Origin of the sequence: Streptomyces sp. NPDC093510, from assembly GCF_040683555.1 — a bacterium.
Classification (GTDB): Bacteria; Actinomycetota; Actinomycetes; order Streptomycetales; family Streptomycetaceae; genus Streptomyces.
The window spans coordinates 338,112-359,975 of record NZ_JBFBEE010000007.1 but is presented as its reverse complement, the minus strand read 5'-3'; the positions used below and the strand labels follow the sequence as shown (position 1 = coordinate 359,975).

Annotated in this window: 21 protein-coding genes; 7 read left to right on the top strand and 14 right to left on the bottom strand. The window is 73.3% G+C overall.

Annotation, left to right across the window (positions count from 1 at the left end; all coding sequences use genetic code 11):
* Window positions 1-111 precede the first annotated feature (111 nt).
* Together AB0N81_RS14290 and AB0N81_RS14285 are read right to left on the bottom strand one after the other, a co-directional pair.
* Window positions 112-1,023, bottom strand: coding sequence for a DMT family transporter (locus AB0N81_RS14290; RefSeq protein WP_365358095.1), 912 nt, complete (start codon window positions 1,021-1,023; stop codon window positions 112-114).
* Window positions 1,020-1,811, bottom strand: coding sequence for a phosphatase PAP2 family protein (locus AB0N81_RS14285; RefSeq protein WP_365358094.1), 792 nt, complete (start codon window positions 1,809-1,811; stop codon window positions 1,020-1,022). Before AB0N81_RS14285 ends, AB0N81_RS14290 begins: the two co-directional genes overlap by 4 nt.
* Window positions 1,812-1,972: 161 nt before the next feature.
* On the opposite strand from AB0N81_RS14285, the gene AB0N81_RS14280 reads away from it, so the two are divergent.
* Window positions 1,973-2,557, top strand: coding sequence for a TetR/AcrR family transcriptional regulator (locus AB0N81_RS14280; RefSeq protein ID WP_365358093.1), 585 nt, complete (start codon window positions 1,973-1,975; stop codon window positions 2,555-2,557).
* A 154-nt stretch (window positions 2,558-2,711) separates the two neighbouring features.
* On the opposite strand, the gene AB0N81_RS14275 is transcribed toward AB0N81_RS14280, so the two are convergent.
* The 4 genes from AB0N81_RS14275 to AB0N81_RS14260 form a co-directional block, all read right to left on the bottom strand.
* Complete coding sequence (locus tag AB0N81_RS14275) at window positions 2,712-3,665, bottom strand: DUF2510 domain-containing protein (RefSeq protein WP_365358092.1); 954 nt, start codon at window positions 3,663-3,665, stop codon at window positions 2,712-2,714.
* A gap of 65 nt (window positions 3,666-3,730) precedes the next feature.
* Window positions 3,731-4,915: an anhydro-N-acetylmuramic acid kinase gene (locus AB0N81_RS14270; RefSeq protein WP_365358091.1), complete on the bottom strand. Its 1,185-nt coding sequence runs from the start codon at window positions 4,913-4,915 to the stop codon at window positions 3,731-3,733.
* 100 nt (window positions 4,916-5,015) lie between these two features.
* On the bottom strand, window positions 5,016-6,002 hold the full coding sequence (locus AB0N81_RS14265) for an acyl-CoA dehydrogenase family protein (RefSeq protein ID WP_365358090.1): 987 nt from the start codon (window positions 6,000-6,002) through the stop codon (window positions 5,016-5,018).
* Window positions 6,002-7,174 carry an acyl-CoA dehydrogenase family protein gene (locus AB0N81_RS14260; protein ID WP_365358089.1) on the bottom strand — a complete coding sequence of 391 codons (1,173 nt, stop codon included), beginning with the start codon at window positions 7,172-7,174 and terminating at the stop codon, window positions 6,002-6,004. The genes AB0N81_RS14265 and AB0N81_RS14260 overlap by 1 nt, the downstream gene beginning before the upstream one ends.
* 124 nt (window positions 7,175-7,298) lie before the next feature.
* On the opposite strand from AB0N81_RS14260, the gene AB0N81_RS14255 reads away from it, so the two are divergent.
* The 4 genes from AB0N81_RS14255 to AB0N81_RS14240 all read left to right on the top strand — a co-directional run bounded on the left by AB0N81_RS14255 (window position 7,299) and on the right by AB0N81_RS14240 (window position 12,741).
* Window positions 7,299-8,090: an SDR family oxidoreductase gene (locus AB0N81_RS14255; RefSeq protein ID WP_365358088.1), complete on the top strand. Its 792-nt coding sequence runs from the start codon at window positions 7,299-7,301 to the stop codon at window positions 8,088-8,090.
* A 15-nt stretch (window positions 8,091-8,105) separates the two neighbouring features.
* Complete coding sequence (locus AB0N81_RS14250; RefSeq protein WP_365358087.1) at window positions 8,106-8,753, top strand: TetR/AcrR family transcriptional regulator; 648 nt, start codon at window positions 8,106-8,108, stop codon at window positions 8,751-8,753.
* A 46-nt stretch (window positions 8,754-8,799) separates the two neighbouring features.
* Window positions 8,800-9,957 (top strand): acetyl-CoA C-acetyltransferase, encoded by a 1,158-nt coding sequence (locus AB0N81_RS14245; protein WP_365358086.1) that lies wholly within the window; start codon window positions 8,800-8,802, stop codon window positions 9,955-9,957.
* Between the two features lie 120 nt (window positions 9,958-10,077).
* Window positions 10,078-12,741: an AAA family ATPase gene (locus AB0N81_RS14240; protein WP_365358085.1), complete on the top strand. Its 2,664-nt coding sequence runs from the start codon at window positions 10,078-10,080 to the stop codon at window positions 12,739-12,741.
* A 6-nt stretch (window positions 12,742-12,747) separates the two neighbouring features.
* Here AB0N81_RS14240 and AB0N81_RS14235 read toward each other — a convergent pair whose 3' ends face one another.
* From AB0N81_RS14235 to AB0N81_RS14220, 4 genes are read right to left on the bottom strand one after another with little or no spacing between them, the layout of a single operon-like run.
* Window positions 12,748-13,809 carry a nitronate monooxygenase gene (locus tag AB0N81_RS14235; protein WP_365358084.1) on the bottom strand — a complete coding sequence of 354 codons (1,062 nt, stop codon included), beginning with the start codon at window positions 13,807-13,809 and terminating at the stop codon, window positions 12,748-12,750.
* Window positions 13,806-14,597: a CoA-transferase gene (locus AB0N81_RS14230; protein WP_365358083.1), complete on the bottom strand. Its 792-nt coding sequence runs from the start codon at window positions 14,595-14,597 to the stop codon at window positions 13,806-13,808. The genes AB0N81_RS14235 and AB0N81_RS14230 overlap by 4 nt, the downstream gene beginning before the upstream one ends.
* On the bottom strand, window positions 14,594-15,442 hold the full coding sequence (locus AB0N81_RS14225) for a CoA-transferase (protein ID WP_365358110.1): 849 nt from the start codon (window positions 15,440-15,442) through the stop codon (window positions 14,594-14,596). The genes AB0N81_RS14230 and AB0N81_RS14225 overlap by 4 nt, the downstream gene beginning before the upstream one ends.
* Window positions 15,443-15,453: 11 nt before the next feature.
* Window positions 15,454-16,221: an enoyl-CoA hydratase family protein gene (locus AB0N81_RS14220; protein ID WP_365358082.1), complete on the bottom strand. Its 768-nt coding sequence runs from the start codon at window positions 16,219-16,221 to the stop codon at window positions 15,454-15,456.
* Window positions 16,222-16,290: 69 nt separating this feature from the next.
* Between AB0N81_RS14220 and AB0N81_RS14215 the strand changes: the two genes are divergently transcribed.
* Together AB0N81_RS14215 and AB0N81_RS14210 are read left to right on the top strand one after the other, a co-directional pair.
* Window positions 16,291-17,055 carry an SDR family oxidoreductase gene (locus AB0N81_RS14215; RefSeq protein WP_365358081.1) on the top strand — a complete coding sequence of 255 codons (765 nt, stop codon included), beginning with the start codon at window positions 16,291-16,293 and terminating at the stop codon, window positions 17,053-17,055.
* Between the two features lie 26 nt (window positions 17,056-17,081).
* Window positions 17,082-18,008 (top strand): SDR family oxidoreductase, encoded by a 927-nt coding sequence (locus tag AB0N81_RS14210; protein WP_365358080.1) that lies wholly within the window; start codon window positions 17,082-17,084, stop codon window positions 18,006-18,008.
* Window positions 18,009-18,025: 17 nt separating this feature from the next.
* Here the strand turns inward: AB0N81_RS14210 and pcaD are convergent, their stop codons facing one another.
* Genes pcaD through pcaH form a run of 4 tightly spaced genes read right to left on the bottom strand, consistent with a single transcriptional unit; the run spans window position 18,026 to window position 21,832 of the window.
* Window positions 18,026-19,168: a 3-oxoadipate enol-lactonase gene (pcaD, locus tag AB0N81_RS14205; protein WP_365358079.1), complete on the bottom strand. Its 1,143-nt coding sequence runs from the start codon at window positions 19,166-19,168 to the stop codon at window positions 18,026-18,028.
* Window positions 19,165-20,496 carry a 3-carboxy-cis,cis-muconate cycloisomerase gene (gene pcaB / locus AB0N81_RS14200; protein WP_365358078.1) on the bottom strand — a complete coding sequence of 444 codons (1,332 nt, stop codon included), beginning with the start codon at window positions 20,494-20,496 and terminating at the stop codon, window positions 19,165-19,167. Before pcaB ends, pcaD begins: the two co-directional genes overlap by 4 nt.
* A complete protein-coding gene (pcaG, locus tag AB0N81_RS14195) occupies window positions 20,493-21,056 on the bottom strand; it encodes a protocatechuate 3,4-dioxygenase subunit alpha (protein WP_365358077.1) in 564 nt (187 codons plus the stop codon). Before pcaG ends, pcaB begins: the two co-directional genes overlap by 4 nt.
* Complete coding sequence (gene pcaH / locus AB0N81_RS14190) at window positions 21,056-21,832, bottom strand: protocatechuate 3,4-dioxygenase subunit beta (protein WP_365358076.1); 777 nt, start codon at window positions 21,830-21,832, stop codon at window positions 21,056-21,058. The genes pcaG and pcaH overlap by 1 nt, the downstream gene beginning before the upstream one ends.
* Window positions 21,833-21,864: the final 32 nt, after the last annotated feature.

Sequence of the window (21,864 nt, the reverse complement as noted above, 5' to 3'; positions counted from 1 at the left end):
GGAACTGCGCGCCCAGCCACATCCGGCCCGCAGCCCTCGATCGGCATCGGCCGCCCCCCACGCCGGGGGGGGGGGGCGGCCGCTGCCGTCCAGTCGTACGAAATACGACCGTCAGGACCGGGAAAGCCGCAGCGCCGAAGGTTCCACCGCCTGGGCGGGGAGCGACGGGAGCAAGTCCGGTTCGAGCCCGCCCGCGGGGCCCCGGGGCGACCGCGTGAGCACCACGACCCCATACGCAGCCACCCCCGCCCCCGCCACGGCGAGGAGGATGCCGCCGACCCCACCCTGAAGGCGTTCGCCGAGCAGCGCGACGCCGATGACCGACGCGGCCAGCGGATTGGCGAGCGTCACCACGGCGAGCGGCGCGCCGAGACCGCCGCGGTAAGCGGTCTGCGAGAGCAGCAGGCCACCGGCGGCGAACGCCGCGACCAGCAGCGCCACGATGATCACCTGCGGGCTGAGCAGGGGGCCCGAGCGGTCCGTGACGGCGACCGTCACGGTCTGCGTGAGCGCCGAGGCGACCCCGGAGGCGAAGCCGGAAGCGGTCGCGTGCCGCAGTCCCGGCCGCGTGCCGGGCCGGGAGAGGGCCCCGATGACCGCCATGGTCGCGGCGGCCACGACCAGCGCCTCCGGCACGGTCAGGGTGTCGTCCGGCGCCGGTCCCGAAGCGGTCAGGAGCAGCGCGCCCAGACCGATGAGCGTGAGTCCCGTGCCGCGCCACTCCAGGCGCGTGACCCGGCGTCCTGCGAGCCGTGCGCCGAGCGGCACGGCGGCGACCAGGGTGAGGGCGCCGAGCGGCTGGACCAGGGTGAGTGGTCCGTACTTGAGGGCGGCCACGTGCAGCAGCGCGGCGCACGCGTTCAGTCCGACGGAGGACCACCAGATGCCGCTGCCGAGCATGCGCAGGGCCCCGCTCTCGCCCTCGCGGACACGAGAGGCGAGCCGCTCCTGGGCGACCGCCGCGGCGGCGTACGCGGCCGCCGAGACGAGGGAGAGGGCGACGGCGAGAAGCGTGGCGTTCATCGGCCGGCCCCCGAGGTGATCAGTTCCGGCGCGGGCACCGAGCGGCGCACAATCCGGGAGCGCCCGGGGTGCGGCAGGCGGATCACCGCGAGCGCGATGCCGAGCAGCGCGGTCGCAGCGAGCGCGTCGAGCCAGTAGTGGTTGGCGGTGCCGACCACCACGAGCAGGGTCAGCAGCGGGTGCAGCAGCCACAGCCAGCGCCACCGCGACGAGGTGGCGGCGATCAGGCCGACGGCGAGCATCAGCGCCCAGCCGAAGTGCAGCGAGGGCATGGCGGCGAACTGGTTCGCCATGGTGTCGGTCGCGGGCTTGGCGGCGTACACCGAGGGCCCGTACACCTGCGCCGTGTCGACGAGGTGCGCGGTGTCCAGCATCCGCGGCGGCGCGAGCGGAAAGCCGAGGTGCAGCACGAGCGCGGCCGCCGTCAGCGCAGCGAGCACCCGCCGCGTCCACACGTAGTGCCGCGGGCGGCGCCAGTACAGCCAGACCAGGAAGAGCAGCGTCGCCGGGAAGTGCACGGTCGCGTAGTACGTGTTCGCGACGTGGATCAGCGACTCGCTGCTGAGCAGGGCGTCCTGCACGGCGCCCTCACCGGGCAGGTGCAGCGCGCGCTCGGCGTCCCACACGCGGTGCGCGTTGTGGAAGGCCTCGCCGGTGTGGCCGTTGGCGAGCTGCCTGCCGAATTTGTAGACGAGGAAGAGTCCTACGACGAGGAGGAGCTCGCGGACGAGGGGCGGTCGGACGGTTATGTCCGGCTCCCGTTCGGCAGGCTCGGTTCGGGATTCCATCCCCCGGCCCCTTTGCGTGACGACTGGGTAGTGCGGTGCTGAGCGGAGGATCGCCCCACTCATCGATACGCCAGTGTACCGATACGGAGGCGTACCGGTACACTTCCGTATCGAAAGGGGTCGATCGCAGCGGTCGGCCGCCGTACCGAGGGGAAAGAGCCATGACGTCGACGTCGAGCCGCTCGAAGATCACGCCGGAGCGTGAGCAGGAGTTCTACGACGCCGTCCTCGACCAGCTCCGCGAGTGCGGATACGAGGCTCTGACCATGGAAGGTGTGGCCGCCCGCACCCGGTGCAGCAAGTCCACGCTCTACCGGCAGTGGAAGACCAAGCCCCAGTTCGTGGCCGCCGCGCTGCGCGCCAATCGCTGTGTGCGGTTCGCCGGCATCGACACCGGCAGCCTCGCCGGGGACCTGCGGGAGGCGGCCCGGGCCGCGGGCGAGCAGTCGGGGCGCGACACCATGCTGGTCCAGGCGCTCAGCCACGCGGTCCTTCAGGACGAGGACCTGCGGCGGGTGCTGCGCGAGACGCTGGTCGAGCCGGAGCTCAGGGCCATGGCCGCGATCATCGGGCGCGGTGTCGAGCGCGGCGAGATCGCCGAGGGACACCCGGCCGTGGAGTTCCTCACAGTGCAGCTGTTCGGCGTCCTGCGGGCCAGGCCGATCCTGGAGGGCGCGTACGCCGACGAGGAGTACGTGACCCGTTTCGTGGAGGCCTGCGTGCTCCCCGCGCTGGGCCTCACCTGATCGTGGGCCCGGGTCTGTCGGATGACGGGACCCGGGCCTGCCCGCGCCGCACCGTGGGGACGGGGGCGGCGCGCACCCCCGGGCCGGACGGGGTTCCTCCTGAGCGGCGAGGAACCCCGTCCGGTCCTGTTTTCCGGTACCGCACCGCTTACCGCTACACGTCCTGGCCGGACCCGCCGCCGCTCTCGTCGACCGGACCCGCCTTGATCCCCTTCGCGATCCGGTCCATGGAGGACAGGGAGGGCGCCTTGTCGTTGACGTCGATGCCCATGCGGACGACGACGAGCTTCTCCTTGTCGGCGGGCGAGGGGAAGACGAGCGACTCGACGTAGCCGTCGTCGCTCTTCTGCGTGACGGCCTTCCAGCGGACGTAGTAGCCCTTCTGGCCCGCCACGGTGATCGGCTTCGAGGCCAGCACCTTGTGCGAGGTGATCTTGCCGTAGGTCTTGCCGCCGTACCCTTCCTTCGCGTTCTTCTTGATGTCCTCCTTGGCGGCCGCCTCGGGCGTCTTCGCGTCGAGGCCCAGCTCCTTCGCCGACTGGGAGTACGCGCTGCCGCGGGTGCACTGCTCGTCCGAGTTCCCGGGGCAGGGGATCGGGTCGGTCTGGACCCCGGCGCCGACCCGCGTGGTCCCGCCCTTCCAGCCGTCCGGCACGGGAATCCTGATGCCGTTCAGCACGTCGCTCGCGAAGCCCGGTTCCTGGCCGGGCGGTTGCTCCTCGGGCGTGTCCGGCGATCCCGGCGTCCGGGGCGAGTCGGGCGACTGCGGCGCTCCGGGCTCCCGCGGGGCGCCGGTCGACGGCTCCTTGCCCACGGTGTCGGCGCCGTCCCCGTCGTCGTCCGAGGTCAGGGCGTACACGCCGCCGCCTATCCCGGCGAGGACGGCGAGCACCACGCCCGCGGCTATCGCCACGCGCAGTGTGCGGCGCGGGGCGGGCGCCTCTCCGGGGTACGCCGGAAAGGCCGGTTGAGTCGGGTACGCCGCGGTTCCGGCGGCGGCGCGCACCTGGTCCGTCCACACGTTCCCGTCCCACCAGCGCTCGGTGGGAGGACCGCCGGCGGTCTGGCCGGGATCGGGGTACCAGCCTGGGGGAGTCATCTGGGTCATGGCGGTCAGCGTATGAGCCCCGCGTGAAAGGCGGATGAGAGGGGCCCTCCGTAATGCGGCCCTCTCTACCGGCCCCCGCCCCCATGGCCGTTGACGACGAGACGCACCGGCCCCTCGGCCCCCGTCACCGGCTCGGGCCACGCCGTCCCCCGGCGTCCCGGCGTGATCGAACCCAGCACGCTCGCGTGCCGCGCCCCCGTGCTCTCGGGGACGGTGCCGGGAAGGCCGTGCAGCGTCAGGAAGCCGAGGACAGCGAAGGCGTACGCCTCCTTCGCCGCGGCGGGCAGGCCGAGTTCGTCGGAGGTGCGCACCGGGATGCCGTCGCCCAACTCCGCCCGCACCGCGGCCATCAGCGCCGGATTGCGCGTACCGCCCCCGGAGACGACGGCCTCGGAGGCGCGTACCGAGCGGACGGCGTCGGCGACCGTGCGGGCGGTGAGGCGGGTGAGCGTGGCGACGACGTCCTCGGCGGGCAGCTTCTCGTACCCCCGCAACGCCGCGCGCAGATACGGCAGATGGAAGAGCTCCTTGCCCGTCGTCTTCGGCGCGGGGAGCGCGTAGTAGGGCTCGGTCAGGAGCCGTGCGAGGAGTCCCTCGTCGACCGTGCCGCGGGCGGCCAGTTCGCCGTCCAGGTCGTAGGCGAGGCGGCCGTCCGTCGCCTCGCGCACCGCGGCGTCGATGAGGGCGTTGGCCGGCCCCGTGTCGAAGGCGGTGCCGTCGGCGGCGGTGATGTTGGCGATGCCGCCGAGGTTCAGCGCGGCGGGGGCGCCCGGCCTGCCGCGCAGCCACATCCGGTCCACCAGGCTGACCAGGGGCGCGCCCTGGCCGCCCGCCGCGATGTCACGGGGACGGAAGTCGGCGACCACCGGCAGGCCGGTCGCCTCGGCGATCCACGCGGGCTGCCCGATCTGCAGCGTGCCGTGCACCTGCCGGTCCGCCACCCAGTGGTAGACGGTCTGCCCGTGCGAGGCGACAAGACCGGCCCGCCCGTCGCACAGCTCGCGGTCCGCCTCGACCGCGGCGGCCGCGAAGGCCCGTCCGATCTCCGTGTCCAGGCGGCAGACCTCGGCGAGGGTGGTGGCCGCGGGCGGCAGAGCGGCCGCGAGCCGGGTGCGCAGCCCTTCGTCGTAGCCGCGGCTGATCAGCCCGAGAGGAGTGAGCGTCAGACGGTCGCCGTCGAGGGTCAGATCGGCGGCTGCCGCGTCGATCGCGTCGTACGAGGTCCCTGACATGAGCCCGATCACGCGCACGTGGGGCCTCCTTCTCGGTCGGCTCACCAATGCGCTTGATCATCGCAGATACGGGGATGCAGCGATACGGGGTACAGCGATACAGCGATACGGAGAGACGTCACCCGTGGGCGTCGAGGACCCGCCCCCGCCACACCCCCGGATCCCCCCAGGCGCTCCGCAGCGCCCGCGCCTTGGTGAGCCACAGCGACAGGTCGAACTCGGCCGTGTACCCGATCGCCCCGTGCAGCTGGAGCGCGGCACGGGCCGCTCCGTACGCGGCCTCGCCCGCCGTCACCTTGGCGGCGGCGACATCGCCCGGCGCCATGGTCGTCGCGGCGCCGAACACCAGCGGCCGCGCGAACTCCAGACGCACCAGCACATCCGCGAGCCGGTGCTTGACGGCCTGGAACGTCCCGACCGGCGCCCCGAACTGGACGCGCTGCTTCACGTACGCCACCGTCCTGTCGAGCAGCGCGAGACCGACGCCGAGGGACTGCGCCGCCGTGGCGAGCGCCGCCCAGTCGCCCGCCCGCCGCGCGGCCGCGTCGACGGCGGGACCCGAGGCGAGCAGCTCCCCGCCGGGCAGTGGCGCGGCGAGGCGCCGCGCCGGGTCCAGGGAGCGGCGCACGCGCGCGTGCCCGGGGGCGAGCCGCAGCTCACCGCCCGTCACGGCGAGGATCAGGTCCGCCGCGTCCGCGTCCAGGGCGTGCGGGCCGCCCTGCGGCAGCGTCAGGGTCGCGCTCACCGCGCCCGAGGCCAGGGAGGGCAGGAACCGTTTGGCCGGTTCCCGCTCACCTTCCTCGGCGAGGTGCGTCAGGAGCGCGGCCGCCGCCACCGTCTCGACGGCCGGCCCCGGCACGGCGTGCCGCCCCAACTCGACGAACGCGACGGCCGTTTCGACGGACAGCGGCCCCACACCCTCGTACTCCGAAGGGACCGGCAGCGCGAAGACCCCCGCGTCGCCGAGCCGCGCCCACACCGCCCGCCCCGGCGCGGGGTCACCGGAGCCCCACGCGCGCGTGGCCGCCACCGTGCCCGCCGCCGTCAGCATCGCGTCCAGGGAGCGTGCGAACTCCCGCTGCTCGTCGTCGAGGAGGAACCTCATCAGCGGCGTCCCTTCGGCAGACCGAGCAGGCGCTCGGCGATGATGTCGCGCTGGATCTCGTTCGTACCGGCGTAGATGGGGCCGGCGAGCGAGAAGACGTAGCCCTCGGCCCAGTCGGAGCCGTCGGGCGAGGCCCCGTCGGTCAGTTCGCCGTCCGGGCCGAGGAGATCGAGCGCCGTCTCGTGCAGCGCGATGTCGTACTCCGACCAGAAGACCTTGTTGAGACTGGACTCGACGCCGATCGTCTCGCCGGCCGCGAACCGTGAGGCGTTGGCCCAGGTGAACAACTCGTAGGCGCGCGCCCCGATGACGGCGTCGGCCACGCGGTCGCGCAGCGCCGTGTCGGCGGGGTCCGCGCGCTGCCGCCACTGCCGGGCCAGCCGGTCCGCGGCGGCCAGGAAGCGGCCGGGGGAGCGGAGCGTCAGGCCGCGTTCGTTGCCCGTGGTCGACATGGCGATCCGCCAGCCCTGGCCCGGCTCGCCGATCACGTCCTCGTCGGGCACGAAGACGTCGTCCAGGAAGAGCTCGGCGAAGGCGGGCTTGCCGTCCAGACGCCCGACGGGACGGACCGTCACCCCCTGGGCGCCGAGCGGGAACATCAGATACGTCAGGCCCCGGTGCGGGCGGTCCCTGTCGGCCCCCGACGGCTCGCTGCGGAACAGGCCGAACGCGCGGTCGGCGAACGCGGCCCGCGACGACCACGTCTTCTGCCCGCTGATCAGCCAGCCGCCTTCCGTGCGGCGGGCGGTGGAGCGCAGGGATGCCAGGTCGGAGCCCGCCTCCGGCTCCGACCACGCCTGTGCCCAGATCACCTCGCCGGTCGCCATGGAGGGCAGCACCCGTGCGCGCTGTTCCGCGGTGCCGTGGTCGAAGAGGGTGGGGGCGAGGAGGTTGATGCCGTTCTGCGAGACCCGGCCCGGCGCTCCCGCCGCGTAGTACTCCTCCTCGAACACCAGCCACTTGACGATGTCGACGCCCTGTCCGCCGTACTCCTCGGGCCAGGACACGACCGACCAGCGGTCGGCCGCGAGCGTGCGCTCCCACTCCCGGTGGGCCGCGAAGCCCTCCTCGGTCTCCAGAGAGGGCAGGGGCGCGGTCGGCACGTGCGCGGCGAGCCAGTCGCGAGCCCGTCGCCTGAACTCCTCTTCCCCCGCGGTGAAGTCGAGGTCCATCAGTGGCCCACCCCTCCGGTCTTCCCGGCAGCACTCTTCCCTAACAAGTGTTTGGTAGATTACCTTGAGGGGCGTCGAGGAGTCGAGAGCCGGGACTCAGGCCTGATCCGGAATCGGGGATCCCATGAACGTGCCCGCCGCACCCGCCTACGTGCCCGCGCACGACCTGCTCGCGGGCCGCACCGCCGTGATCACGGCGGCCGCCGGAGCGGGCATCGGCGGCGCCACCGCACGCCGCTTCCTGGAGGAGGGCGCGCGCGTCGTCATCGGAGACGCCCACCCGCGCCGCACCAAGGAGTCGGTCGCGGCCCTCGCCGAGGAGTTCGGCGCCGACCGGGTCGACGGCATCCCGTGCGACGTCACCGACGCGGCGCAGATCCAGGCGCTGTTCGACCTCGCGGAGCGGCGCCACGACCGCCTCGACATCGTGGTGAACAACGCCGGACTCGGCGGCACCGCCGAGCTCACCGAGATGACCGACGAACAGTGGGACAAGGTCGTCGACGTCACGCTGAACGGCACCTTCCGCTCCATCCGGGCGGCTCTGCGCCGCCTGCGCGCCGCGGGCCGGGGCGGCACGATCGTGAACAACGCCTCCGTGCTCGGCTGGCGCGCCCAGGCAGGCCAGGCGCACTACGCCGCGGCGAAGGCGGGCGTCATGGCCCTCACCCGGTGCGCCGCGCTCGAAGTCGCCCCCCAAGGCATCCGGGTCAACGCCGTCGCGCCGAGCCTCGCCATGCACCCCCACCTCGCCAAGGTCACCTCCCCCGAGCTCCTCGAAGAGCTCACCGCACGCGAGGCGTTCGGACGGTATGCCGAGCCCTGGGAGGTGGCCAACGTCATCGTCTTCCTGGCCAGCGGCTACTCCTCGTACATGACGGGAGAGACGGTCTCGGTCAGCAGTCAGCACGCGTAGGCGGAGAATGACCGTGTGTCGAAACCGAAACAGATCACCAGTGACAAGCAGGGCGCCGGCAAGAAGAAGGCCCAGGTGAGCCCCTCGCCCGAGCGGCGCCGCGAACTCCTCGCCATCGCCGCCGACGTCTTCGCCGAGCAGGGGTACGACGCGACGACGGTCCGCAAGATCGCCGACGCCGCGGGCATGCTCGCGGGCAGCCTCTACTACCACTTCGACTCCAAGGAGTCGATGCTCGAAGAGATCCTCCGCACCTTCCTGACCGAGCTGTGGGACGGGTACGACACCGTGCTGCAGGCCCAGCTCGACCCCCGCGCCACACTCGAAGCCCTCGTCACCGAGTCCTTCCGGGAGATCGACCGGCACCGCGCCGCCGTCGCGATCTACCAGAAGGAATCCAGGCACCTGGTCGCACAGCAGCGCTTCCAGTACCTGTCGGACTCACAGCAGCGCTTCGAGAAGACCTGGCTGACCACGCTGGAGCGAGGCGTCGCGGAAGGCGTCTTCCGCGACGACCTGGACGTCCGGCTCGCCTACCGCTTCGTGCGCGACACCGTCTGGGTCGCCGCGTCCTGGTACCGCCCCGGCGGCGGCCACAGCCCCGAGGAGATCGCCCGCCAGTACCTGTCGATGGTCCTGGACGGCATCTCCGTACGCACTTAGACGGCGCGCCGTCGCACGGCGCCCCACGACCGAGGAGCACGCAGTCATGGCCGAGGCCTACATCGTCGAAGCGGTCCGCACCCCCGTCGGCAGGCGAAAGGGAGGACTCTCCCGGGTCCACCCCGCCGACCTGGGAGCCCACGTCCTCAAGGCCCTCGTCGAGCGCACCGGCATCGACCCGGCCGCCGTCGAGGACGTCGTCCTCGGCTGCCTGGACGCGGTCGGACCGCAGGCCGGCGACATCGCCCGCACCAGCTGGCTGGCGGCCGGACTCCCCGAAGAGGTGCCCGGCGTGACCGTCGACCGGCAGTGCGGATCGTCCCAGCAGGCCGTGCACTTCGCGGCGCAGGGCGTCCTGTCCGGCACCCAGGACCTCGTCGTCGCGGGCGGCACGCAGAACATGTCGATGATCCCCATCGCCTTCGCCTCCCGGCAGGCCGCCGAGCCCCTCGGTCTCACCGAGGGCCCGTACGCGGGCAGCGAGGGCTGGCGCGCCCGCTACGGAGACCGGCCCGTGAACCAGTTCCACGGCGCGCAGCTGATCGCGGAGAAGTGGGGGACGTCCCGCCGCGACATGGAGGAGTTCGCACTCCGCTCGCACCGGCGGGCGATCCGCGCCATCGACGAGGGCCGCTTCGACCGCGAAATCGTCCCCTACGGAGACATCACCACCGACGAGGGCCCCCGGCGCGACACGACCCTGGAGAAGATGGCGGGCCTCGCCCCCGTCCTCGACGGCGGCACGATCACCGCCGCCTGCTCCTCACAGGTCTCCGACGGCGCCGCGGCGATGCTCATAGCGAGCGAAGAGGCCGTACGGGCCCACGGATTGACGCCCCGCGCCCGCGTCCACCACCTCTCCGTGCGCGGCGAGGACCCCATCCGGATGCTCTCCGCACCCATCCCCGCCACCGCGCACGCCCTCAAGAAGGCCGGCATGACCATCGACGACATCGACCTCGTCGAGATCAACGAGGCGTTCGCGCCGGTCGTCCTCGCCTGGCTGAAGGAGACCGGCGCCGACCCGGAGAAGGTCAACGTCAACGGCGGCGCGATCGCCCTCGGCCACCCCCTCGGCGCGACCGGCGTCAAACTGATGACGACCCTCCTGCACGAACTGGAGCGCACCGGCGGCCGGTTCGGCCTCCAGACGATGTGCGAGGGCGGCGGCCAGGCCAACGTGACCATCATCGAACGCCTCTGACAGCCCCACAGATACATCATCCCTTGCGGCAGCACCTGCGCCGTCCGCGCTCCACAGCGGCTCCGACCCGGCTAGTCTCGACTTCTGTACGTCGATTGAGCGACCCCGGGAGGTAGCGCGATGACGCAGGGACGGCCCGGAGGAGCCGCCTGGGCCCCACTGTGGGAGCGCGACGTCGAACTCGCCGCGGTGGCACAGGCCGTCGAGGAGCTCTGCGCGGACTCCACGACCACGGGCGGCCTCCTCGCCTTCAGCGGAGAGGCGGGCATCGGCAAGACGGCGCTCCTCGCCGAAGTGCGCCGCATGGCCGAGGGCCGCGCCACCGTCTGGTCCGCACGCGGCGGCGAGGCGGTCACCTCCGTCCCCTTCAACGTCGTACGGCAACTGCTCCAGCCCGCACTCGTCCACCTCACGCCCGACGAGGCCCGCGAGTACTTCGGCGACTGCTACGACATCGCGGGACCCGCCCTCGGCATAGCCGAGCCCGGCGGGCCGCAGGCCGACCCGCAGGGCGTGTGCGACGGCCTCGTCGAAGCGGTCTCCCGGCTCTCCCGACTCCACTGGCCGCTCGTCCTCCTCATCGACGACGCCCACTGGGCCGACCAGGAAACACTGCACTGGCTGGCCACCTTCGCCCAGCGCCTGGACGAACTGCCCGTCCTCGTGGTGGTCGCCCGCAGGCCCGGCGAGGCCGGCGGCGACAGCGCACGCCACCTCGCCACCGTCGCCGCCGAGGCGCGCTCCTTCAGCACGCTGCGCGCCCTCACCCCGGACGCCGCGGCCGGCCTGACCCGCGCGACGCTCGGCGAACACGCCGACGCCCCGTTCTGCCGCGAGGTCTGGGCCGTCACCGGCGGCAATCCGTACGAGTCCGTCGAACTCCTCGCCAAGGTCCAGGACAGCGAACTGGAACCGGTGGAGAGCTCCGCCGACGAACTGCGCGCCCTCAACCGCTCGGCCCGCGGCCGCGGACTCGTCGCCCGCCTCGAAGGACTCGGCACCGACGCCACCCGCTTCGCCTGGGCCGCCGCCATCCTCGGCAGCGCCATCTCCCTCGACCTGGCCGCCTCGCTCGCCGGCATGCTGCCCGACAGCGCCGAACGCTGCGCGGAGCGGCTGCGCACGGCGCGCATCCTGGTCACCGGCGACGAGGGCCTGGAGTTCGTCCACCCCCTGATCGCCAGCACCGTCTACCGCTCCATCCCGGCGGCCACCCGCACCGCGATGCACGGCCAGGCTGCCTCCATCGTCACCCACTCCGGCCGCGGCGCCGCGGCCGCCTCCCGGCACCTCCTGGAAGTCCACCCCGACGACGACCCCGAAGTCGTCGAGCAGCTGCGCGAGGCCGCCGCCGAACACCTCGCCGTCGGCGCGCCCGACGCGGCCCGCCGCTGTCTGGAGCGGGCCCTGCGCGAACCGCCCCTGCCCGAGATCCACGCGCGCGTGCTCTACGAACTCGGCTGCGCCACCATGCTCACCTCGCCCGCCACCACCATCCGCCATCTGCGTGAAGCCCTCTCCATGTGCGGTCTCGGCCGGGAGCTGCGCGTCGACGCCGTCTGCCGTCTCTCCCAGGCGTTCGTCCACAACGACCAGCTGGAGGAGGGCCTGCGGGCCATCGCCGACGAGGCGACCCGGCTCGAACCGGGGCCCGCACGGCTGCGCCTGCAAGCCGTGCACTACATGTGGGAGGGCATCCACGCGGGCGAGCAGGACTCGCCAGGACGCTCGCGGCGGCTCGCCGAGCTCGCAGGACCCCTCCGGGGCCGCGACAACTCCGAGCGCGCCCTGCTGATCCTGCGCGCCTTCGACGCCATGACCAGGGGCGAGAGCGCGGAACTGGTCGTCGAGCTATGCGACCGCGCCCTCGTCAACGGCCGCCTCGCGCCCGGACTCGGCTGGACCGACACGGAATGGAGCTTCGAGCTCCGCCTGATGCTCGGCGGGTCCTACGCCTTCTCGGACCGCCTCGACCGCGCGGAGAGCCTGTTCACCGAGGCCGTGCGCGCCTACGAGACCGCGGGCTGGAGCGGCGGACACCTCGCCCTCGCACACGCCTTCCTCGGCTACGTGTACCGCAGGCGCGGCCGGCTGACCGACGCCGAGCGCTCACTGCGCGAGAGCCTGCGCCTGGCCGACCGCGTCGGCCAGGGCCTGCCCATGCACTGGGAGGCGGCCAGCATGCTCATCGACACCCTCCTGGCACGCGGCCACATCGAAGAGGCGGGCGCCGTCGCCGACCGGTACGGCTTCGCGCCGCCCTCCGCCTCCACGATCTACGTACCCGACGCGCCGTCCGTGCGCGGCCGCCTCCTGCTCGCCCTCGGACGCACGAAGGACGGGCTCGACGAACTGGAGGCCACGGCGAAGGCGTTGACGGCGCGCGGCCAGTACAACACCGTCCTCGCCCCGTGGGCGTACGACCTCGCACGCGCCCTGGCCCACGACGATCCGCAGCGGGCGCGGCACCTAGTGTCGGACGCCCGTATGCAGGCCGAGCGGTTCGGCACGGACACCGCGATCGGCGAGGCGCTGCGGTGCGCGGCGGCCCTGGAGACCGGCCCGCGCTCGATCGCCCTGTACCGCCAGGCCGTCTCGTACCTGGAGGCCTCGCCCTGCGCGTACGAACACGCGGTCGCCCGCGTCGAGTACGGGATCGCGGCGGGCTCCCCGGTGGAGCTGGAGCGCGGTCTGACCCTGGCGCGGACGTGCGGGGCGGACGGTCTCGCCGACCGGGCGCTGGACCACCTCGGCCCCAGGTCCCCGATCGCCGGACGGATCTGACCCCGGTCAGCCCTGACCGCGCAGATCACCGAGGACCTTGTCCGCCTCCGTCATCAGCCGTTCCACCAGCTCCGCGCACGAAGGCAGGTCCTCGATCAGCCCCGCCACCTGGCCCGAAGCCATCACCCCCAGCTCCGGACGGCCGTCCACCATCGCCGACTTCAGCATCATGGGCGTGTTCGCGGCGAGGAGCACCTGGCTCCAGGTCAGGTCCTTGCCGTGTTTCATCGCGAGCCCGTCGCGCGCCATCCGGGTCCAGCCGAGGCCGGAGATCCGCCGGAAGGCCGCGGCGTGCCGGACCGCGCGGGCGAGGGAGGCGACACGGCCCGACTTCTCCAGGCCCGCCACCAGCTCCGTGCGCAGCATCCGGTGCGGGAGGCCGTCCACGCGCGTGGTGACCGTGACGTCCTTGACGGAAGCGGCCAGATAGCGGGCCTTGACCGCGTCCGGCACGGTCGAGTCCGAGGTGAGCAGGAAGCGGGTGCCCATGGCCACCCCCGCAGCGCCGTAGGCGAGCGCGGCCACCAGACCGCGGCCGTCGTAGAAGCCGCCCGCCGCGACCACGGGAATGTCCACCGCGTCGACGACCTGCGGGAGCAGCACGGTGGTGGCGACCTCACCGGTGTGGCCGCCGCCCTCGCCGCCCTGCACGATCACCGCGTCCGCACCCCACGCGGCGACCTTCTCGGCGTGCCGCCGCGCGCCGATCGAGGGGATGACCACCACACCGGCGTCCTTGAGCTCGGCGATCAGCTCCCGGGACGGCGCGAGCGCGAACGACGCCACCCGCACCCCTTCGTCGATGATGATCCGCACCCGCTCCCGCGCGTCGCCCGCGTCGGCCCGCAGGTTGACCCCGAAGGGCGCGGCCGTACGGGACTTGACCTCGCGGACGGCCGCTCGCAGCTGTCCGGCGGTCATGGTCGCGGAGGCCAGGATGCCGAGCGCCCCGGCGTTCGCCGTCGCGGAGACCAGGCGCGGGCCCGCCACCCAGCCCATGCCGGTCTGGACGACCGGGTGCCGTACACCGACCAGTTCGGTCAGCGGCGTCTCGAGGGTGGGGGTCACGGGCGCACCTCGCGGTCGCGCAGGCCGCGCGGGTCCACCACGTCACGGATCAGCCGCAGCTCCTCGGCGGTCGGCTCGCGGGTGTACGGGACGTCGTCCGGCAGGACCAGGGCGAACCCGGTGGCCTCACGCACCTGGTCGAGGGTCACGCCCGGGTGCAGGGACACCAGGCGCATCGCGTGACCGGGCGTCCGGAAGTCGAAGACGCCGAGATCGGAGACGACGCGGCGCAGGTCGTGGAAGCGGGTCGCGGAGGGCCCGGCGGCGGCCGCGCTGTCGTACCCGACGCCGCTGACCATGTCGACCTTCTCGACGAACACGCGCGTGGAGTGCCTCGGCACCCAGTAACTCACCGGGTTGTTGAGCGTGTTGACGGGGGCGCCGCGCACGCCCAGGAGCTGGCGTGTGGGCCGCTCCCAGTCGCCGATGCACGAGATGTTCTGGTTGCCGAAGCGGTCGATCTGGCTCGCGCCCATCATCACGTGCCGCCTGCCGCCCATGACCATCGTCAGATGCCTGCGGTACGGCAGCCACCCCTCGGCCACCGCCGACGCGGAGCCGACCGCGGGGACGTCGCCGATGAGCAGGGCCTCGCCGTCCGTCAGCAGCAGGTCGGGGGAGAAGGTCAGCTTGGCGAGGCGGGCCGCGACCGAGGGGACCGTGCCCATGGGGGAGGCGAGGATCTCTCCCGCGTCCCGCCAGGTCTCGGCGCAGGCGATCACGCAGTACTCGGCACGCGTGACGGTGCGTTCGGACGCCCCGGTCGTGGTCGGCCCTGTCCCCGTCATCGCTGCTCCTTGTGCCAGGTCCTGACGGCCAGTTGGTAGTCCTGTTCGGTGCCGGTGAGGAAGCGGTCCCGGAAGGCGGCCCAGGTATCGGGGGCGGCCGCCGCGGTGGCGTACGCCTTCTGGAAGGGCTCGTCGCGGTCGTAGTCGGGCACGCAGGACGTGAAGTGGGCGCCCTTGGGCGTCTCGGTCACCCCTGTCACCGAGTGCCGGGAGATCAGCATCGTCTGGGGAGCCGCGTGGGCGGTGAGCCCGGCGGAGTCGACGATGCGCTCGCAGGAGACGTACGCGGTGTCGGCGGCCTCGCAGAACAGGTCGTCGAAGTAGGGGTCGGGGCCCAGGTACTGGCCGTTGCCGAAGCGGTCCGCCCGGTTCATGTGCACCAGGGCCGCGTCCATCCGCAGCGCGGGCACGGCGACGAGTTCCTCCCCGTCCTCGTACGGCGAAGTGACCGTCCGCAGGTGGGGGTTGACCCGCAGGACGTCCGAGCCGAGACCCGCGCGGATCGGCAGGAACGGCAGCCGCTGGGCTCCCGCGGTGAGGCCCTGCATGAACATCGCCTCGTCCAGCTCGACGAGTTCGAAGGCGGCACGCTCGCGTGCCGCGCGGAAGTGCGGCTCCAGCGGGATCGAGTCGAGTGTCGTGAAGGCCGTGACCAGCTTGCGGATGCGGCCGGCCGCGGCGAGCAGGCCGATGTCCGGGCCGCCGTACGAGACGACGGTCAGGTCCGTGACGCCGGACCGCAGCAGCGCGCGCACCAGCGCCATCGGCTTGCGGCGCGAGCCCCAGCCGCCGATGCCGAGCGTCATCCCGCTGTCCAGGCGCCCCACGACCTCGTCGGGAGTCATCCTTTTGTCGGTCACGCCCTGCCCTCCCCTTGCTGCCTGAATTGCTGCCCGAAGTCGTCACGGATGCGGTCGGCGAGGCCGCTGAGGTTCGCCTCGAAGGTGAAGCCCTGCTCGAAGCGGTAGCTGCGGTGCACGTCCACGGGGTCGATGCCGTTGATCGCGGCCTTCGCGAACCGCAGCAGCGTGCCGTCCTTGCGGGCGATCTCCCGCGCCAACCCGAGGGCCGCGTCCCGCAGTTCACCGCCCGGGACGACCTGCCACACGGAGCCGTGCGCGTGCAGCTCGGCGGCCGTCACGGTCCGCGAGGTGTAGTACAGGGCGCGCATCAGGTGCTGCGGCACGAGGCGGGCCAGGTGCGTGGCCGCGCCGAGCGCGCCCCGGTCCAGCTCGGGCAGGCCGAAGGTGGCGTCCTCGCTCGCCACGATCGCGTCCGCGTTCCCCACGAGACCTATGCCGCCGCCCAGGCAGAAGCCGTGCACGGCGGCGACGACGGGCACCTCGCACTCGTACACCGCCGAGAACGCCGCGTAGCACCCGCGGTTGGCGCCGATCAGCGCGGTGTGGCCGGTGTCGCGCCGCATCTCCTTGATGTCCACGCCCGCGTTGAACCCGCGGCCCTCGGCGGTCAGGACGACGCAGCGCGTTCCGGGTTCGCGTCCGGCGGCGAGCACCGCGTCCGCCAGGTCGTACCAGCCCTGTACGGGCAGGGCGTTGACGGGCGGGTAGTCGACGGTGACGACGGCGACGCCCTTGTCCGGGGCGGAGGTGGAGACAGACATCAGACGATCCGCTACCTTTCAACCCACACGCCTTCAACCAAACATTTGTTAGTTGGAAAGGTAGCAGCGATGCCTGACACACGACAGGTGGTCGTCGTGACCGGCGGCACCCGCGGCGTCGGTGCCGGAATCGCCCGGAGCTTCCTCGCCGCCGGGGCCCGGGTCGTCGTCTGTGCCCGAAGGCCGCCGGACAAGCCCGTCGAAGCGGCGGGCGGCACCGCCGAGTTCAGGCCCCTGGACCTGCGCGACGCGGAGGCGGCCCGCACCTTCTTCGCCGAGGTCGCGGCGGACCACGGCACGGTGGATGCTCTCGTGAACAACGCGGGAGGAACACCGTTCGGGCTGCTCGCCGAGTCCGCGCCGGCCCGCCAGGCGAAGATCGTCGAACTGAACCTGCTCGCGCCGCTGTACGCCTCCCTCGCCGCCCGCGAGGTGATGTGCCGTCAGGAGACGGGCGGCAGCATCACGATGATCGGCAGCGTCAGCGGCACCAGGCCCTCACCCGGCAGCGGCGCGTACGGCGCCGCGAAGGCGGGCCTGGAGAACCTCGCGGGAACCATGGCCGTCGAATGGGCCCCGGCCGTGCGCGTCAACACGGTCGTCCTCGGCCTCGCCCGCACCGAGAGCGCCGCTCTCCACTACGGCGACGAGGAGGGCATCGCCCAAGTCGCCCGAACCGTCCCGCTCGGCCGCCTCGCCGACCCCTCCGACGTCGGCGACGCCTGCGTCTTCCTCGCCTCCGACCGCGCCCGGTACATCAGCGGAGCCGCGCTCCGGGTGCACGGCGGCGGCGAACGCCCCGCGTTCCTGGCCGCCGCGTCCGTCAACCACTGACCGCACGCCACCCAAGGAGATCTGTCATGACGTCAGCCGCCAAGCCCGGGCTCTGCGCCGGCCGCGTCGTGATCGTCACCGGCGCGGGCCGGGGCCTCGGCAGGGCCCACGCGCTCGCGTACGCGGCCGAAGGCGCCCGGGTCGTCGTCAACGACCTCGGCGTGGGACCCGACGGAACGGGAGCCTCCGGCGGGCCCGCCCACGATGTCGTCGAGGAGATCCGCGCGGCCGGCGGCGACGCCGTCGCGCACGGCGGTGACATCGCGACGTCCGAGGGCGCCGCGTCGCTGGTGCGGGCCGCACTCGACACGTACGGGCGCCTCGACACCCTCGTCAACAACGCGGGCTTCCTCCGTGACCGCATGCTGGTCAACCTGGAGGAGGACGAGTGGGACGCCGTGATGCGCGTCCACCTCAAGGGGCACTTCCTCCCCCTGAAGTACGCGGGCAAGCACTGGCGTCACGAGGCGAAGGCCGGCCGCACCCCGCACGCGTGCGTGGTCAACACCAGCTCAGGAGCGGGTCTGGCGGGCAGCGTCGGGCAGGGCAACTACAGCGCGGCCAAGGCGGGCATCCTCGGCCTCACCTTCGTCGCCTCCGCCGAACTGGCGGCCTACGGAGTGCGCGTGAACGCCATCGCCCCCGCCGCCAGGACCCGTATGACCGAGCAGACCTTCGCCGACACGATGGCCGCCCCCGAGGACGGCGGCTTCGACGCGATGGCGCCGGAGAACGTGTCCCCCCTCGTCGTCTGGCTCGGCTCCACCGCCTCCGCCGGGGTCACGGGCCGTGTCTTCGAGGCGGAGGCGGGCCGCGTCACCGTCATGGAGGGCTGGCGTCCGGGCCCGAGCGCGGACAAGGGCGCCCGCTGGACCCCTGCCGAGGCGGGCGAGACGGCACTGAAGCTGCTTGCCGATGCGGCGGCGCCGCAGGCGGTGTACGGGGCACGCTGAGGCGGGTGGCGCGAAGCTCAGCCGTTGTCCTCCGCCTCTTCCTCGGCGAGCACCCGTTCGGCCACCGCGGAGGCCGCGTTGGCCGCGGGAACCCCGCAGTACACCGCCGTCTGGAGCAGGACCGCGCCGATCTCCTCGGGCGTGAGACCGATCCGCCGGGCGGCGCGGACGTGCAGGGCGAGCTCGTCGAGGTGGCCGCGGGCGACCAGCGCGGTCATCGTGATCATGCTGCGTTCGCGGCGCGCGAGGGTGGGGTCGGTCCAGATCTCGCCCCACGCGTAGCGGGAGATGAAGTCCTGGAAGGGTGCCGTGAACGGCGTCGTGTTCGCCCGCGCGCGGTCCACGTGCGCGTCCCCGAGCACGGCGCGCCGCACGGCCGTGCCGCTCTCCCGCACCGCTGAGAAATGCGCGCGCAGCGCCGCCGCCACGGGCCCGGGCCGCTCCGGGGGCGCCAGATGCGAGGCGCCCGCGAGCTCCAGCAGCGAGGCGCCCGGGATCGCATCGGCGAGCTCGCGCGCGTGGGCGGGCGGAGTCGCCGGGTCCGCGCGCCCGGCGACGACCAGCGTGGGCGCGCCGATCGACGCCAGCGACTCCCGGATGTCGTACGCCGCCAGGGCGTCGCAGCACGCCGCGTACGCGCCCGGGTCGGCCGCCCGGAGGTCCGCCACGAGGGCGGGCACCGTGAACCCGGGCGTGAACCAGCGCTGCGGCGCCGCATCCGCGAGCCCGGCCAGGCCCTCGCGGCGCACCAGCGCGGCCCGTTCCCGCCATGGTCCGGCGCCGCCGAAGTGGGCCGACGAGCCGAGCACGGCGAGGCGCGCCACCCGGTCGGGGTGCCGGGCCGCGAGATGGAGCCCCACGGCGCCGCCCAGCGAGACCCCGGCGTACGCGAAGCGGTCCATGCCGAGCGAGTCGGCGAGCGCGAGGACGAGACCGGCGAGGTCGGCGACCGTCGTGCCCGGGCCGATCAGGTCGGCGGGCGACCTGCCGTGGCCGGGCAGGTCCCAGCGCACGACCCGGTGTGCGGTGCGGAGCCGGGGTGCGACGGCGTCCCACAGGGCGGTGGAGGTGCCGAGGGACGGGCCGAGGAGGAGCGGGGGCGCGGTCTCGGGGCCTTCGACGGTGTGGTGCGGCAGTGTGCCGCGCGGTGCGGTGGTCAAGGTCGCTCCAGGGCGCGGTCGGTGAGCTCGCCGGCGTAACCGGTGTAGCGGGTGGGGTCGGTGAGTTCGGTGAGTTCGGTGAGGGGGATGTCCCGGAGGGCGGGTTCGTCGGTGAGGACCTCCGCGAGCGTCCGTCCTTCGGCGCGGGCGCGACGGGCCGCCCGGGTCAGCAGGTCCTTCGCGCGGGCCCCGCCGAGCAGGGGTGCGAGCTCGACGGCAAGGCGCTCGGAGACGATCGACCCGCCGGTGAGGCCGAGGTGTGCGCGCATCGCCTCCGGGTGCACGCGCAGCCCTCCCGCGAGCTCCGCCGCGTCCCGGGCCGCGCCGCCTGCCACCCGCAGCAGGTCACGCAGCGTCTCCCACTCGGCGTGCCAGGCGCCGGCGGGCCGCTCGTCCTCGGCGACCAGCGAGCCGTAGAGCGTCGCCGCGAGCCCGGGCGCGCGGCGCGCCGCGGCGGCGATCAGGGTGGCGCGTACGGGATTCGCCTTGTGCGGCATGGCGGACGACCCGCCGCCCGCTCCTTCGGAGAGCTCGCCGACCTCGGTGCGCGAGAGAGTGAGGACGTCGGCCGCCATCTTGCCGAGGGCACCCGTGGTGACGGCGAGAGCCGAGGCGAGATCGGCGACGGGCGTACGGAGGCAGTGCCATACCAACGCAGGGGCCCGCAACCCCAGTTCCCCGGCGAACCCCTCCACGAGCGCACAACCCCCGTGGCCGCCGCCCGCATACGCCCGGGAGGCAGCCAACGTGCCCGCCGCGCCGCCCAGTTGCACCGGCAGGGACTCGCGCGTGGACGCGACGCGGTCCCGGGCGTCGAGGACGAGCGAGCGCCACCCCGCCGCCTTCAGGCCGAACGTCGTCGGCACCGCGTGCTGTGTGAGCGTACGGCCGGGCATCACCGTGTCGCGGTGCTCGGAGGCCAGGCGCGCCAGCGCCCGTTCCGTGCGGGACAGATCCGTGAGGATCAGGTCCAGCGTCCGTGCGGAGAGCAGCATCAGGGCCGTGTCAAGGATGTCCTGGCTCGTCGCACCCCGGTGGACGTAGGGCGCCGTGTCCGCAGATACCGCCGCCGTCAGGTCCGCCACCAGCGGGATCACCGGGTTGCCGCCGTCCCGCGCGCGCAGGGCGATGTCATGGGCGTCGAACCGGCCGACGTCCGCGGCCGCCTCCGTGACCGCTGCCGCCGCCTCCCGGGGCACGAGACCCACCGACGCCTGGGCGCGGGTCAGCGCCGCCTCCACGGTCAGCAGGGTTGTCAGGAAGGCGGTGTCGGAGGTCGCCTCGGCGGCGGCGGAGCCCGCCCGGCCCGGAGAGAAGAGGCCGCTCACGGGCCCACCGGCGCAAAGTCCAGGAAGACCGTCTCGTCGGTCCCCTGAAGACGGATGTCGAACCGGTACGTGCGCGGCGCCTCGCCCCGGGCGACGAGCGTGGCCCGCCGCTCCGGCTCCAGGGAGGCGAGCAGCGCGTCACCGGGCTCTTCCACCAGGTAGGCGCGCGTGTACAGGTGGTGCAGCAGGCCGCGCGCGAAGACGGCGAGACAGATGTACGAGACACCGCCGGGCGGCAGTGTCCGCACGGCCCAGTGCCCGTCGGCGTCGGTCGGGACCCGGCCGAACCCGGTGAAGGCGACACCGTCGCGCCCCACGACCCGCCCCGTGACGGGATCGTGCCGCAGCGAGCCGGGGACACCCGCGCGCGTACCGTCCGGCGCGGGCTGCCAGGTCTCGACGAGGGCGTCGGGCACGGGCTGTCCGGCGCCGTCGTACACGTAACCGTGCAGGGTGATCGTCTCCGGATGTCCGTCGGGCGCCACTTCGCCGCCGCGCGGGAACGGCAGCGCGTAGCCGTAGAAGGGGCCGACGGTCTGGGAGGGCGTGGGGGCGTACATCAGTGGTGGTCGTCCTCTTCGAAGAGCGTCGCGGACGGGCCGTCCAGGACGATGTCCCAGCGGTGGCCGAGCGACCACTGCGGAACGGACAGATCGTGGTCGTACGCGCAGACCAGGCGCTGCCGGGCCGACTCGTCGGCCACCGAGCGCAGCACCGGGTCGTAGGGGAGGAGCGGGTCGCCGGGAAAGTACATCTGCGTCACCAGGCGCTGGGTGAACGCCGTCCCGAAGAGGGAGAAGTGGAGGTGCGCCGGACGCCACGCGTTGACGTGGTTGTGCCACGGATAGGCGCCCGGCTTGACGGTGGTGAAGGAGTACGCGCCGTCGTCGTCCGTCAGACAGCGCCCGAAGCCCGTGAAGTTGGGGTCGAGGGGCGCCGCGTGCCGGTCCAGCTGGTGCGCGTACCGGCCCGACGCGTTGGCCTGCCACAGCTCGACCAGCTGGCCCCGCACGGGCCGCCCTTCACGGTCGAGGACCCGCCCGCTCACGGTGATGCGCTCACCCAGCGGCTCCCCGGCGTGCTGCCGCGTCAGATCGCTGTCCGACGCGGCGACGTCGGTGACGCCGAAAGCCGGACCGCTCAGCTCCACCGCCTCCGGGTCGCGCAGCGGGATCGGCGACCGTTTCGGGTGGCGCAGGTGGGTGCTGCGGTACGGCGGGTAGTCGCGTCGCGGATGGTGCTCGCCGGCCGGCACGGACAGCTGGGCCTTCGCGACCTCGGCGTCCAGCGCGTCCTGGCTGAGGCCGGCCGGCAGGGGCCCGGTGGTGAGGGGCATCTCTTGCGGCTCCGTACGAGGAGGAGGCGGAA